The 13,465-nt window shown below is 35.5% G+C and carries 12 protein-coding genes and 1 tRNA gene; 10 read left to right on the forward strand and 3 right to left on the reverse strand.

Going from position 1 to position 13,465, the window contains the following annotated elements; all coding sequences use genetic code 11:
- Positions 1 to 4 precede the first annotated feature (4 nt).
- A complete protein-coding gene (locus KF896_09995; GenBank protein ID MBX3044034.1) occupies positions 5 to 445 on the forward strand; it encodes an Rrf2 family transcriptional regulator in 441 nt (146 codons plus the stop codon).
- Positions 446 to 519: 74 nt separating this feature from the next.
- On the opposite strand, the gene KF896_10000 is transcribed toward KF896_09995, so the two are convergent.
- Positions 520 to 1,908, reverse strand: coding sequence for an AAA family ATPase (locus KF896_10000; protein MBX3044035.1), 1,389 nt, complete (start codon positions 1,906 to 1,908; stop codon positions 520 to 522).
- A 140-nt stretch (positions 1,909 to 2,048) separates the two neighbouring features.
- On the opposite strand from KF896_10000, the gene nadA reads away from it, so the two are divergent.
- The 8 genes from nadA (at position 2,049) to rlmB (ending at position 10,036) form a co-directional block, all read left to right on the forward strand.
- Positions 2,049 to 2,972, forward strand: coding sequence for a quinolinate synthase NadA (nadA, locus tag KF896_10005; protein ID MBX3044036.1), 924 nt, complete (start codon positions 2,049 to 2,051; stop codon positions 2,970 to 2,972).
- Between the two features lie 5 nt (positions 2,973 to 2,977).
- Positions 2,978 to 3,838, forward strand: a complete 861-nt coding sequence (gene nadC, locus KF896_10010; GenBank protein ID MBX3044037.1) for a carboxylating nicotinate-nucleotide diphosphorylase — start codon at positions 2,978 to 2,980, stop codon at positions 3,836 to 3,838.
- 32 nt (positions 3,839 to 3,870) lie between these two features.
- Entirely contained in the window at positions 3,871 to 5,397 is a 1,527-nt protein-coding gene (locus tag KF896_10015) for a GNAT family N-acetyltransferase (protein MBX3044038.1), read from the forward strand.
- Between the two features lie 214 nt (positions 5,398 to 5,611).
- The gene (locus KF896_10020) at positions 5,612 to 6,175 is read left to right on the forward strand and encodes an RNA polymerase sigma factor (protein MBX3044039.1); all 564 of its coding nucleotides are present in this window, start codon (positions 5,612 to 5,614) and stop codon (positions 6,173 to 6,175) included.
- A gap of 30 nt (positions 6,176 to 6,205) precedes the next feature.
- Positions 6,206 to 7,456: a hypothetical protein gene (locus tag KF896_10025; protein ID MBX3044040.1), complete on the forward strand. Its 1,251-nt coding sequence runs from the start codon at positions 6,206 to 6,208 to the stop codon at positions 7,454 to 7,456.
- Positions 7,457 to 7,623: 167 nt separating this feature from the next.
- Positions 7,624 to 7,705, forward strand: a tRNA-Leu gene (locus KF896_10030).
- 34 nt (positions 7,706 to 7,739) lie between these two features.
- Positions 7,740 to 9,203, forward strand: coding sequence for a trigger factor (gene tig, locus KF896_10035; GenBank protein ID MBX3044041.1), 1,464 nt, complete (start codon positions 7,740 to 7,742; stop codon positions 9,201 to 9,203).
- 71 nt (positions 9,204 to 9,274) lie between these two features.
- Positions 9,275 to 10,036, forward strand: coding sequence for a 23S rRNA (guanosine(2251)-2'-O)-methyltransferase RlmB (gene rlmB / locus KF896_10040; GenBank protein MBX3044042.1), 762 nt, complete (start codon positions 9,275 to 9,277; stop codon positions 10,034 to 10,036).
- A gap of 58 nt (positions 10,037 to 10,094) precedes the next feature.
- On the opposite strand, the gene rpmA is transcribed toward rlmB, so the two are convergent.
- Complete coding sequence (rpmA, locus tag KF896_10045; GenBank protein ID MBX3044043.1) at positions 10,095 to 10,352, reverse strand: 50S ribosomal protein L27; 258 nt, start codon at positions 10,350 to 10,352, stop codon at positions 10,095 to 10,097.
- 11 nt (positions 10,353 to 10,363) lie between these two features.
- Entirely contained in the window at positions 10,364 to 10,678 is a 315-nt protein-coding gene (rplU, locus tag KF896_10050) for a 50S ribosomal protein L21 (protein ID MBX3044044.1), read from the reverse strand.
- 262 nt (positions 10,679 to 10,940) lie between these two features.
- On the opposite strand from rplU, the gene KF896_10055 reads away from it, so the two are divergent.
- Positions 10,941 to 13,454, forward strand: a complete 2,514-nt coding sequence (locus KF896_10055) for a YfhO family protein (protein MBX3044045.1) — start codon at positions 10,941 to 10,943, stop codon at positions 13,452 to 13,454.
- Positions 13,455 to 13,465: the final 11 nt, after the last annotated feature.

The raw sequence follows: 13,465 nt of genomic DNA on the forward strand, positions 1-13,465 counted from the left end.
TATTATGACAGTAATATTTTCAAAAAGATGCGAAATAGCGCTTCAAGCTGTTTTATTTTTATCATCTGCAGAGGCAGGCAAAATGTTTAATGCGGGTGAAATCGCTAAAGAGGTAGATGTTCCCAAAGAATTTGTGTCAAAAATTCTTCAAACACTAACTTCATCCGAAATTGTCGGCTCCAAAAAAGGAAACAGCGGTGGGTTCTATCTTGGTAAACCTGCAGAACATATCAAGTTGATTGATATTGTAGCTGCAATTGATGGTCTAGAAATTTTTCATCGTTGCGTTCTTGGATTTAAGGGTTGCGGACTCTCAGCTCCTTGCCCTTTACATGACGAATGGGGAAAGCTCAGAGATGATACATACAATATGCTTAGCTCATCTACACTTGCCGAATTAAGGGACAGGACATTATTCAAATTGCAAAATCTTTATAAAGAATAATGTACCTGAAGTAATATGAATATATCAAACGACCAAACGAAAAAGCAATTTAATAGTTGTAATAAATAAATAGTTTATTTTAGTATAAATTGGAAATCATTTTCATATTTATCTTCTAATTCTGTAAATTTAATTACATTCGGGTCGGTTTTGATGGCAGACCTGTTGATTTTTGTTTTTAGGACAAGTCCTTCGAGGCTTGTGCAGCGACTTAGAGCAACATAAACCTGCCCGGGTGAAAATGATTGACCAATATCTGCAATAACATTATCAAACGTTAAGCCCTGGCATTTATGAACTGTAACAGACCAGGCAAGCTTTACCGGGAACTGGCAGAATTCACCCATAATTGTTTCTTCGATTTTCTTACTTATTTCGTTCCATTTATAATGAATATTATGCCATATAAATCTTTTTACTTCGATATTGCTTCCTACCTCTTGTTCAACAATAATTCTATCTTTCTCGAGCTTTTTGATTTTAGCAATTTTTCCATTGAAAAACCTCTTTTCTGCATCGTTTTTAATAAACATAATCTGCGCCCCGACTTTAAGATTCAGGAACTTATCTGTTGGTAGCATAGAATCAGGGAAATCACCTGTAATTTCGGCTTCATATCGAACTTCATCTGTCTCAAGCTCTAAAAGTTTTCTTTTATTTGTTGCATCCACCAGATTATTATGAGTAGCAATTATAACATAATTAAGATTTTCATTTTTTACAATAGCAGGTAAAAATCTGCTGTTCAGAAGCTGCATATCCTCATCTGTGACTTGATTTGTTCTTATTTTATTAAGTAAGTCTATAAATAATTGGTCTTTTTGGCGATATATTTTTTTGAGTTCAATGTATTTGGGCTTGTATTCAGTCAGAACTTTACTGCTAAAAAAGAAAGGGGTTTCGTAATGTGTTTTTAGTAAATTCCAATGATCACCCTGCGCTATAGGTGGGAGTTGGAAAGCATCACCAATTAATAGTACTTGTACGCCGCCGAATGGTTTGTCTTCTTTCTCACGAAAAACACGCAGAAGTCTGTCCACAACATCAAGTAAATCGCAACGAACCATTGATACTTCATCAATTATGAGAAGTTCCATATTCTTAATTAATTTTTTATGTGGACGTCGGTATTTGAAATTATCAAAAATAGTGCTCTGGTTATCATCGTCTGGTTTTGCTTCAGCTCTGAGTCTGTAATCATCCGGAAGATAGATGCTTGGTGCAATCCTGAAAAAAGAGTGAATTGTTTGTCCACCGGCATTAAGAGCAGCCACACCTGTGGGCGCAAGAACGACTGTTTGTTTGCCGCTTGCCTCTCGAATATACTTCAAAAAAGTAGTTTTACCTGAGCCGGCTTTACCTGTAAGGTAAACTATACCTCCGGAACTTCTGACTAAATCAACAGCATAGTTAAATTCCGGATTGTTATCGTCAAGCTCAATATTGTCAACTTTTCTTGGCATAAATAAAGTTCATTTTTTTGGGGAAATTATAAATTCAAAACTACAAAAAAAAATCTATTTAATCTAAATATTGATAATAAAAAATAACAATATTTAACTTATTGCAACGATTTACTATAAATATTAAATTCGAGATTTAGATGGAAAAACTGACAGATAAGTTAATTAGATTAAAAAAAGAGCGTAATGCGGTTATACTTGCTCACTATTATCAAGACCCTACAATTCAAGATGTTGCAGATTTTATGGGTGATTCTCTCGCTCTTGCTCAAGCTGCGAAGGTAACTAAAGCTGATGTTATACTCTTTTGCGGTGTGCATTTCATGGCAGAAACTGCAAAAATACTCAATCCTGATAAAATTGTTATAGTGCCTGATATGGATGCGGGTTGCTCTCTTGCAGATTCAGCACCTGCTGACAAGTTCCGGCGATGGGTTGATGAGCACAAAGAGCATACAGTGGTTTCTTATATCAATTGCACAGCCGAAGTAAAAGCCATGTCCGATTTGATTTGTACTTCTTCCAATGCTGAAAAAATTATAGCCTCAATACCGAAAGATACTCCGATTTGCTTTGCACCGGATAAATATTTAGGAAGGTATATTGCCAAGAAGACCGGTCGCGATATGATTATTTGGGATGGTTCTTGTCAGGTTCATGAAATATTTTCAGAGACTGAAGTAATTAATCTTATGAATAAATATCCAGAAGCAACGGTACTTGCTCATCCCGAATGTCCTGAAAATATTCTTGCATATGCAGATTTTATCGGTTCTACAACCAATATTATAAATGAAGCAGTCATGAATCCTGCTCGTCAGTTTATAATTTTGACCGAACCCGGTGTTATACATCAAATGAAAAAAGCCGCTCCGGAAAAAGAATTTATACCTGTTGGCAGTATTGGTGGTTGTGCCTGCAATGAATGTCCGCACATGAGACTGAATACTATTGAAAAAATGATTAATGCACTTGAAAATCTCGAGCCGCAGATTCACATGCGTAAAGATTTGATTGAAAAAGCATTAGTGCCTCTTGAAAGAATGTTGGAATTAAGTAAATAAATATTATGATAGAATACCCCAGATTCACTAAGCTCCCTGAAAAATATATTAAATCAAAAATTGAAGATTTTTTAATAGAAGATTCTCCATCAGGAGATTTCACAAGTTTAGGAACTATACCCAAAGATGCTCGATGCAAAGCTTATATAGAGTCTCAGGCTGAAATATGTTTTGCAGGTGAGCAGATTGTACCGGCATTCTTTGGAGATAATTCATTAGTAAGTATGAAAATTTGCGACGGAGCAAAGCTTCATAAGGGTTCAATAATCGCTGAAATTGAAGGCAATGCCTCTGAAATTCTTACAAAGGAACGAATTATTCTTAATCTCATTCAAAGACTTTCAGCTATTGCTACCTTGACGAATGAATATGTGCAGATTGCAAAACCTTACAATGTAAAAATCCTGGATACGAGAAAGACTACTCCCGGACTGCGCCTTTTCGAGAAGTACGCAGTAGCTGTTGGAGGTGGATATAATCACCGTCTTGACCTGTCTTCCGGAATATTAATTAAGGATAATCACATTGCGGCTTCAGGCTCAATATCAAATGCGTTAAATAATATCAAAAAACTTAATAAAGGGCTACCGATTGAACTGGAAGTCGAGGATTTTATGCAAATTGAAGAAGCATTGCTTATAGGCGTGGACGGATTCCTTTTGGATAATATGAGCCCTGAAACTACTTTTGAAGCAGTGAAATTAATCAGAAATTCCCAAAATGGTATCAATATTTTTATCGAATCCTCCGGGGGTATTAATCTGAATACTTTGCCGGAATATGTCAAAACAGGTATTAATGCAGTGTCAATTGGAGCGCTTACTCATGGAGTGAAATCAGCGGATATTCATATTGAAATAGAATAGAAAAAGTAAATATAAATTAAATTAAAAAATATATGATTTTACAAGATATAGAAAACATTGAACTTAGTTATCTCCAGTTGAAAGACTATGAAGAACTTAAAGATGTAATGATTGACTCTTACACTACAATGCCTAATTCATACTGGAAAGAGCATCATATCAAAAAACTTACGGAGATTTTTCAGGAGGGGCAGGTTGTAATTAAAATTAATAATCAATTAGCAGGGGTTGCTCTCTCAATTATAGTTGATTATAATGAGTTCCAGAATCATCATACTTATAAAGAAATAACCGGTAATTATACCTTCAATACTCATACTAACAACGGTGATGTGCTTTATGGCATTGATGTTTTCATCAAGCCTGAATATCGTGGGTTAAGACTTGGGCGACGTCTCTATGATTATCGTAAAGAACTTTGCGAAAAACTCAATTTAAAAGGTATCGCATTAGGTGGCAGGTTGCCGGATTACCATAAATATTCACACGAATTAAGCCCTAAAGAATATATTGACAGGGTAAAACGCAAAAACTTATTTGACCCTGTGCTGAGTTTCCAAATTTCAAATGATTTCCATCCTTCAAAAGTACTAAAAGGCTATCTCGAAGGTGATAAAGCATCAAATGAGTATGCTGTATTATTGGAATGGGACAACCTTTACTATGAGAAAATCTCTCAAAAAGCAGTTACTCCGAAGCGTGTTGTAAGACTTGGTCTAATTCAGTGGCAGATGCGCTCATATAAAAATTTGGATGAGCTGATGCAACAAGCAGAGTATTTTGTGGATGCAGTATCAGGCTACCGATGTGATTTTGCTCTTTTTCCTGAATTTTTCAATGCTCCTTTGATGGCTGAGAATAATCATTTGTCAGAACCGGAAGCAATAAGAGAGCTCGCAAAACACACAAATAGCATAGCAGATAAATTTTCTGAATTATCTATCTCGTACAATATCAATATCATAACCGGAAGTATGCCAGAGATTGTGGGAGACCACCTGTTCAATGCAGGATATCTCTGCAAGAGGGACGGGACAGTCGAACGCTATGAGAAGCTGCACGTAACACCGGATGAAGCAAAAGTCTGGGGTATGCAGGGCGGTAATCAGCTCAAAACATTTGATACCGATTGCGGAAAAATTGGCATTTTGATTTGCTACGATTCCGAATTCCCGGAATTATCAAGAATTCTTGCTGATGATGGTATGGATATATTATTTGTGCCATTTCTAACTGACACTCAAAACGGCTATTCCCGCGTCAGGCATTGCGCTCAAGCCCGCGCTATCGAAAATGAATGCTATGTTGCTATAGCAGGCAGTGTCGGAAATCTCCCGAATGTACACAATATGGACATTCAGTTTGCCCAGTCTATGGTGTTGACACCTTGTGACTTTGCTTTCCCGTCAAATGGCATAAAAGCTGAAGCTACGCCAAATACAGAAATGATTTTAATTGCTGATGTTGATTTAGATTTACTTCGTGAATTGAATAAATTCGGAAGTGTCAGAAATCTGAAAGATAGACGTCTTGATATTTTTAGCCTTAAGAAAAAGTAATTTATATACTGTCTGATTAAACACAAATTATTCGTAAGTATCCTTATTAAGTTGGCAAGGCAATTGATTGCACTTACTTCAATAAATTATGTTTCTAATGCGTTAATAAAGCTTAAACAATACTTTATTTAAAAAAAATGCTGTGGAAAATTATTTTTGTAACAAATTAAAATTTAATGTGTTATTGTTTGTAATTGAATTGGTAAATTGATTTATGGGACAACGTTTTGAAGAATATAGCGATACCGAACTTTTCTATATGCTATGCGATGACAAGCATACGGCAGAGCGGGCATTTTCGGAGTTGTTTTCCAGACATTCACCAAGGATATATGCATATTGTAAACGGTTCATTGGCAATACAGAAGAAGCTCAAGATATATTCCAGGAAACTTTTTTAAGATTCCACCAAAGTGCGAGCAAAGATAGAGAAATGACAAATTTACCGGCATTTCTACTTAGAATAGCTCGCAACTTATGTGTGAACTTCAAAAAAAGAGAAAAGCAAGCTGTTAGTTATGAAGATTATATGGCTCCCGATTTCGGTAGCGAAAATGTATCTGAAAAGTCCGAACTGCTTGACCTTATCAAAGACGCTCTTGAGGTCCTTCCTGATGAATATAAGGAGCCTTTTATTCTCCGTGAATATAATGGTATGACTTATAATGAAATAGCAGAGATAACCGGGCAACCCTTATCAAATGTTAAAGTAAGAATTTATCGTGCAAAACAGAAAATAAAGGAAATACTTGAACCTTATATGCAAGAATTGGATTAGAAAATAAATTAAATTATAAATTGAATTACAATGAAAGAATTTACTAACGAATCAGCATCGGAACTACTGACTCAGCTCATGGACGGAGAGCTTGAGCCTGCAAAAGAAAGCGGTGTGTATGATGCTCTGAGTAGTTCAGCCGAACTTCAGGATGAGCATAAAATGCACCTTGCTGTACGTGAGGCAATTAAGCATGATACTGAAGCCTTCACTCCACCGGCTGTAGCTGTGAGTTCGCTTTTCAATAAGTTAGGCTATGCTCCTCCTCCTCCGGCAATCACTACTGGTGTTGTCAGACGAAGCCCGGTGCTTATGTCAATGTTCAGAAAGGCAGCAGTTCCTGTTATTTTATTATTAGCAGGCAGTTATGGTGCATATACATTGTTTAATGACTCAACGTCAGATGAAAACATTGCATCTGTAGCGAAACCAGACACAAAATCAGTTGTTTTCCAAAATCAAATTATTCCTCCTCCTTCTGATCTTAGTACATTTTTATCAGATTCAGAGAAGAGCGTTTCAAATTTAAACAATACACCGAAGATACCTGTAATTACTTCAGTTTATTCTTCAAATAGTTCTTTGGCAAACAGTAGTATTGATAATGACCAAAAAATTGTTAGTACAAATTCTGTCAATTTACAGCCTGAAATCAGATCAGAAGAAAGCAATGTTATTTTAGCATCATCATCATCAATTGTTCAAATTCCAACCCGATTTGATCTGGTTGCTTCAAACTCTGTATCAATGGGTGCTTTGTCCCCATCAATTAATGATGTTTTGGGTTCTAAAGATTTGGGCTTGACTGTTTATGCAAAGGGATTGACAAACTTTGACTCTGAATTAGGTAGTCCGTTTTCAAATATAAATGGCAGAATAAGTAATTTCAGCATTGGTGTCACCTTTAGTCGGGAAAGTAACTTAAGCGGTGGTATCGAATTTGGTATTCAGCCATATTCTGTATTGGTTAGCAATCTTGAGGACGAATCAGCCTTAATTAATCAATTAAGAGCAGTGAGCTGGTTTGCTCCTACAGGAAAATATTCTGTTAAAGAAATTGGAATCTATAATATTGTTCCATTTGTTCAGGGTTCAGTAGGATTTGCAGATTTTGGTCAGTATATGTTTCGATATTCCCTTGGTATTGAGTTCAATCCATTTGGTTCGGGAATTGGATTTATTGCAGGTTACGAAAATTCTCTATTGTGGTATACTATTAATAGCAAACAGCAGAGCACAAATTCTGATGGAATTTATATGGGTATGAAAATTAGCTTCTAAACAATAAAATACAACACCGAGATAAAGGGGCTTTTAGCAATAGCGGAAGCTCCTTTTATTTTGACATAACATAAATAAATGAATATATTTAGATAAAAATATGGCAAAAAGTAAAAAATAATTTTTTTATTACCTTTTTGCTTAATATTTTTGTAGTTCTTATAAATGCGGACGTGGCGGAATTGGCAGACGCGCTAGACTTAGGATCTAGTACCGTGAGGTGTGAGAGTTCGAGTCTCTCCGTCCGTACATTTTAAATTGATATCCTGAAGGATTTTTTATTTTGAGTAGAAACATTGTAAACATCACTGATACAGAACAAAAAGTAACGTTCACTATACCAAAAAGTGAAATGGATATTGCTGTCCAAAATGCCATTAAGGAAATAATACCTAAAATGAATATGCCCGGTTTCAGACCTGGTAAAGTTCCTTTCAACATGGTAAAAAAAATGTACGGAAAGTCTATTGAGCATGATGAACAGAATAAAATTGCCGACGCAAAATTCAAAGAATTTTTAGAAGAAGTTAAACCAAATATTGTTAGTCAGCCAATTCTTTCGGAAATTGAAAACAAGGGTGATGATTTAGAATTTTCAGTAGAGTTTCAGTTAATTCCTGAATTTGAATTAAATGATTATAAAAATATTTCTGTTGATGAGCCGGTTCATGCTGTAACTGATGATGAGGTTCAGGATTATATTAACCGTATGGCGATGATAAATGGCTCGACTGAGATTGTTGATACAGTAACAGATATCAATCACAACGTTTATGTTACAAGCCCTGAAGAATATTCTAAATTCAAAGAAAATCCTGAAGTTGGATCAGACAATATACCAAATGATAAACTTGCATTATTTGATAAGAATTATCACCCTGAATTAAAAGAAAAGTTTATTGGAAAAAAAGTTGAAGATTCAATTGAGTGGAAGAACCCTGCAGCTCCGGCTGATAGTGAGCCGATAATATTTGTTATTACAAAAATCGAGAAAATAACTCCGGCTGAGCTTAATGATGAAAAAGTTGCAGAACTCACAAAAGGTCAGCATTCATCATTTGAGGATTTCAAAACAGCTCTTGAGCTTGATTTACAAAAAGCTTGGGATGATAAATCCAAAAATATTTTGGAAGATAATATTATCAATTTCCTGATTAATTCAAATGATATTAAAATCCCTGATGTTTTTATTCTCGAAAGAGCACAGGCTATTTTTGAGGAAACGAAGAAACAGAGAAAACTGACTATAAATTTTGAAGATTTACCGGAATCTGAAAAAGCTGACCTGAGAAAATACGCTGCAAAAAGTGTAAAATTTGCTTTAATCAGAGATAAAATTATCCAAAAAGAAGAAATCGAAGTAGAAGAGCAGGATATTGATAATTATATACAAATTGCTTTCCAGAATATGCCAAGTTACGACGAAGCTATGTTGGATCAGTTCAGACAAATTATTCGTGAAAATAACCAAATTATTAATTCTATTTTAGGTGATAAAGTTATGGATCTGTTAAAAGACTTTACTACAACAAATGAAGTTCCTTTTGAAGAAAAAGAACTTGTTGATACTGACCTCTTCGATGAGAATGAGGACGAAGATTTCGATATCTTTGACGAAGATGAAGAGTTTGTAGATGAAGATGAATTTGACGAAATTGAAGAATGGGATGAAGAAGACGATGAGTGGGATGAAGATGAAGATGAAGACGAAGACTTTGATGATGACGAAGCTTCAAAAAAGGAATAATTAATCAATAATATTTATTTTTGAGCCGGTAGATGATTGCCGGCTCTTTTTATATTGAATGGTTTGTAATTATGAAAGATGATAGCATATTTTATATTTTTGGGCGTAATGCAATTTTAGAAGCATTAAAATCCGATGAAAATATTGAAAAAATTTATTATTCCTTTGGACTTCAGGGAAGACAGATAGACCAGATTGTTTTTCTTGCCCGTAAAGCAAAGGTACCGGTTACACAATACGACAAGCAAAAATTTTCTGCGTTAGCAAATAATTTATTCGGTGATTCTGCAAAAACTCAAGGCGTGATAGCTCAAAAGAGTATTGTCAATTATATTGATATTGATGACCTGATCGAAGATGCTCTCGGCAAAGAGGAAAACCCTGTTATTCTTATGCTTGATGAAATAAATGACCCCGGAAATCTTGGAGCAATTGCACGTACAGCAGAATGTAGTGGTGTTGCGGGTATCATACTGCCGGAGCGAAATTCCTCGCCTGTTACGCCGGCTGCAGTTAAATCTTCAGCAGGTGCTATTAACCATTTGAAGCTTTGCAAAACAGTCAATATGATTCAGGCAATTAAAAAACTTAAAGACAGTGGTTTCTGGATTACAGGCACTGCTCTTTCTGCTCGTCAGCTATACACAGCACCTATATATGACCGTCCGACAGTCATAGTAATCGGCAATGAAGGCAAGGGTATGAAGCCTTCGCTTCAAAAGCATTGTGATAATCTTGTAAAAATTCCAATTTTAGGTAAGATTGATTCTCTCAATGCCTCAGTTAGTTGCGGAATTATTCTATACGAAATTGTAAGACAAAGACAGAAATAAAAAAAGAGTCGTCTCAAATGAGGCGACTCTGCAAGTAGTGAGGTCTTTAAATAAAAAATTAATTCATAGGATATACAGAAATTTGCTTACGGGTTTTGTCTTTTCTTTCGAATTTGACAACACCGTCAATTAGTGAATATATCGTATAGTCTGTGCCAAGCCCTACATTATTTCCGGGATGGAACTTCGTACCGACCTGACGTAAAATTATATTACCGGCAATAACACTTTCACCGCCGAATTTCTTAACGCCTCTGCGTTTGGATTGGGAGTCACGACCATTTTTGGTCGAACCCATACCTTTCTTATGAGCCATTTCGCACCGTACTAATTATTTATGCTAATATTTGTTATTTCGATTGCTGTGTAATGCTGGCGATGACCATTAAGTTTACGGTATCCTTTTCTACGCTTTTTATGAAATACCAATACTTTATCACCTTTGCCGTGCTCTACAATTTTCGCACTTACGTTACCTTCGATATATGGGGCACCAACTTGTGTTGAGCCGTCATTTTCAAAAAGTAAAATATTATTAAATTCTACAGTATCGCCGGGATTGCCTTCCAGCAAGGGCACATTATAAGTCGCATTTGGTTCGACTTCAAATTGTGTTCCGGCTATTTCAACTACTGCTAACATCTTTTCCTCAGTTTTCTACTTTCAAAAATTTCAGAACTACAAAAGTAACACTTTTTCAATAATTTACAAAACATTTTTTAAGTTTTCCACATAATCGCTAATATTTTTTAGAATTAATTTTGAATATTTACTAAATAATTAATGATTTTATCTATGTTATTAGAAAAAAAACAGTTAAATTTGTAAACCAGAAAATCCTAAAATCAGGAAATTAATTATAACTTTATTCAGCAGAAAATATAAATTAATTGGAATTTAAAATATGGCAAAGCTTAAAGCAAGTAAAACTCAAATTGGCAATAAACTGCCTCTTAATACTGATTTTACACTTATACCCCAAAAATATCAGGATTGGACTTTTATCGGACTAATCGCACTACTGGTATTTATTTTTTTTGGTGGAGTTGTAACCAGCTATGAAATTGCTGCATCAGATAATTTTGCATCTATAAGTTTCCGGAATTATCTTGCAGATGCATCTCAATCAGGCGAATTTCCACATTGGGTGCCTTATATTTTTGGTGGAATGCCATCATATTCATCACTGCTTATAACAGGTGACAGATTCTGGGATTTTACCGCCGAAATCTTTTTTGGATATACCAGATTAATGGGCAATATTTTTGGCAATGATTCAATTCGGGTAATCCAATTCTATATTATTTTCGGAATTGGTATGTTTCTTCTGATGCGTGCAAAAAAGCATCAAACTTATGTAGCTTTTTTTACTGCTATTGCTGCAGTATTCTCAACAGGAATAATTCACTGGGTTATGATTGGGCACAATACAAAGCCAATCACTATGGCTATTTTGCCGTTTATTTTCCTTTTGATGGAAAAATTAGTGGAAAAATTCAGACTGATTTGGGCTGTATTACTGATTGTAGCACTTCATCTGCTCCTTGAGTCGGCTCACGTTCAGATGATGTTTTACAGTGGTGTGGCAATAGGAGTTTACTTGATGTTTGAATTAATAAGCCGATTTGCAACCAAAAATGACCCTGTGAGTATAGTCAAGGTAATCGGCACCTTAGTTATTGCAGGAGGAATTGCTTTTTCACTTTCTTCTGACAGATATTTAGCAATTCAAGAATATACTCCTTATTCTGTCAGAGGCTCTGCACCGATTACAGATACTGGCGGGGAAAAGGTTGACGACCATGGTGGCAATTCTTACGAATATGCTACTATGTGGTCATTCAGCCCGCAGGAAGTAATGACATTTTTTATTCCGAGTTACTATGGATTTGGTAAATTGCCATATAAAGGTCCTGCAACAAGAGGAGAGGAGTTCAAAGTTCCGACTTACTGGGGCCAAAAGGTTTTTGAAGACGTGCCCCCGTATATGGGCATTTTGGTTATGTTTCTGGCAATTTACGGATTTGTCCGAAACCGTAAAGATGTTTTTGTTCAATCCCTTCTGGCTGTCTCGATATTTATATTATTTTTATCATTTGGTAATAATTTGCCAATAATTTATGATTTATTTTTCAATTATGTGCCTTCATTCAATAAGTTCAGGGCGCCAAGTATGGCACTTGCAATTGTTCAGTTCGCTTTCCCTGTACTTGCAGGGTATGGATTGTCATCAATAATAAAAGAATGGAAAGAAGGCAACTTTACGAAGAAAACAATTCAGGCAATTCTTGGTGTGACAGGTGGTTTTCTTGCATTAGGACTATTCTATGCCGTGGCTTTCAAATCATTCTATATATCAGCTATGCAAAATTCTGCAAATCAAACTTTCAAGAGTGTTGCAAGTCAAATTCCTGATTTGACAGATTTTGTTTGGGGTGTGATGATAGGTGACTGGCTACTTTTGGGTGTGTTTCTGTTAATTTTTGGAATAATGACTGTGATGCTGTTTAAAAATAAAATCAGCCTGAATGTATATATTCCTGTAATTCTTTTAATATTGATAATTGACTTGTGGACGCAGGGCTGGAGACCTCTTGAATTATCAAAAACAGATACTGTATCAGAATCTCTGCGAAAAACTGATGTAGTGGAATTTTTAGAACAGGATAAATCAACATACAGAATTGCTGATTTTGCAATGGCAGGAATTTCTCCTAATTTGCCGGCATATTTCGGACTGGAAAATATTGGAGGATATCACCCTGCAAAACTTCGCGTATATCAGGATATGCTTGATGTAGCAGACCAAGGGTCAACAAATCAGGTTACTAATCCATTCCTTTGGAATCTACTCAATGTGAAGTATATTATATCCAATCAGGATATGGGTGCTACTCCGGCTTTTCAATCCAAGCAAAACGGTTGGTTTGTTTATGAAAATCCTTCTATGTTCCCAAGAGCATTTTTTGTAGATAGTTACAAAGTCGAAAAGCCTATGGAAATTCTTAAGAATATGAAAGAAGGTAATTTTGACCCAAGTCTTGTCGCTTATCTTGAGAAAGAACCCGGTCAGACAGTCGAACCTACCACTGATGCAGCGAAGATTGAATTCATTGAACGCAAGAATGAAAGTATTAAAATGAAGATAAATGCTACCGGTAATAACCTTCTGATGCTGAGTGAAATTTATTATCCGCTATGGAAAGCATATCTCGACGGCAAAGAAATCGAAATTTATAAGACTAATTATGCTTTCCGCTCAGTGATTGTGCCGTCGGGTGAACATATTCTTGAAATGAAACTTGAAGTAAAAGGCTTTGAAACCGGTAAAATGCTGAGTATAGCTTCAAATATCTTGCTTGCATTGCTTCTTGCAGGTGGTATATTTTTAGAATGGAAAAGAAAGAAAACTGAATAAAATTGAGATAA

The sequence above is a fragment of the Ignavibacteriota bacterium genome (genome assembly GCA_019637995.1).
Lineage (GTDB): Bacteria > Bacteroidota > Ignavibacteria > Kapaibacteriales > UBA2268 > JANJTB01.

Excerpts from the sequence above, each read along its gene's own strand:
- KF896_09995 (MBX3044034.1), top strand. The coding sequence starts at position 5 with ATGACAGTAATATTTTCAAAAAGATGCGAAATAGCGCTTCAAGCTGTT.
- KF896_10000 (MBX3044035.1), bottom strand. The coding sequence starts at position 1,908 with ATGCCAAGAAAAGTTGACAATATTGAGCTTGACGATAACAATCCGGAA.
- nadA (MBX3044036.1), top strand. The coding sequence starts at position 2,049 with ATGGAAAAACTGACAGATAAGTTAATTAGATTAAAAAAAGAGCGTAAT.
- nadC (MBX3044037.1), top strand. The coding sequence starts at position 2,978 with ATGATAGAATACCCCAGATTCACTAAGCTCCCTGAAAAATATATTAAA.
- KF896_10015 (MBX3044038.1), top strand. The coding sequence starts at position 3,871 with ATGATTTTACAAGATATAGAAAACATTGAACTTAGTTATCTCCAGTTG.
- KF896_10020 (MBX3044039.1), top strand. The coding sequence starts at position 5,612 with ATGGGACAACGTTTTGAAGAATATAGCGATACCGAACTTTTCTATATG.
- KF896_10025 (MBX3044040.1), top strand. The coding sequence starts at position 6,206 with ATGAAAGAATTTACTAACGAATCAGCATCGGAACTACTGACTCAGCTC.
- rlmB (MBX3044042.1), top strand. The coding sequence starts at position 9,275 with ATGAAAGATGATAGCATATTTTATATTTTTGGGCGTAATGCAATTTTA.
- rpmA (MBX3044043.1), bottom strand. The coding sequence starts at position 10,352 with ATGGCTCATAAGAAAGGTATGGGTTCGACCAAAAATGGTCGTGACTCC.
- rplU (MBX3044044.1), bottom strand. The coding sequence starts at position 10,678 with ATGTTAGCAGTAGTTGAAATAGCCGGAACACAATTTGAAGTCGAACCA.
- KF896_10055 (MBX3044045.1), top strand. The coding sequence starts at position 10,941 with ATGGCAAAGCTTAAAGCAAGTAAAACTCAAATTGGCAATAAACTGCCT.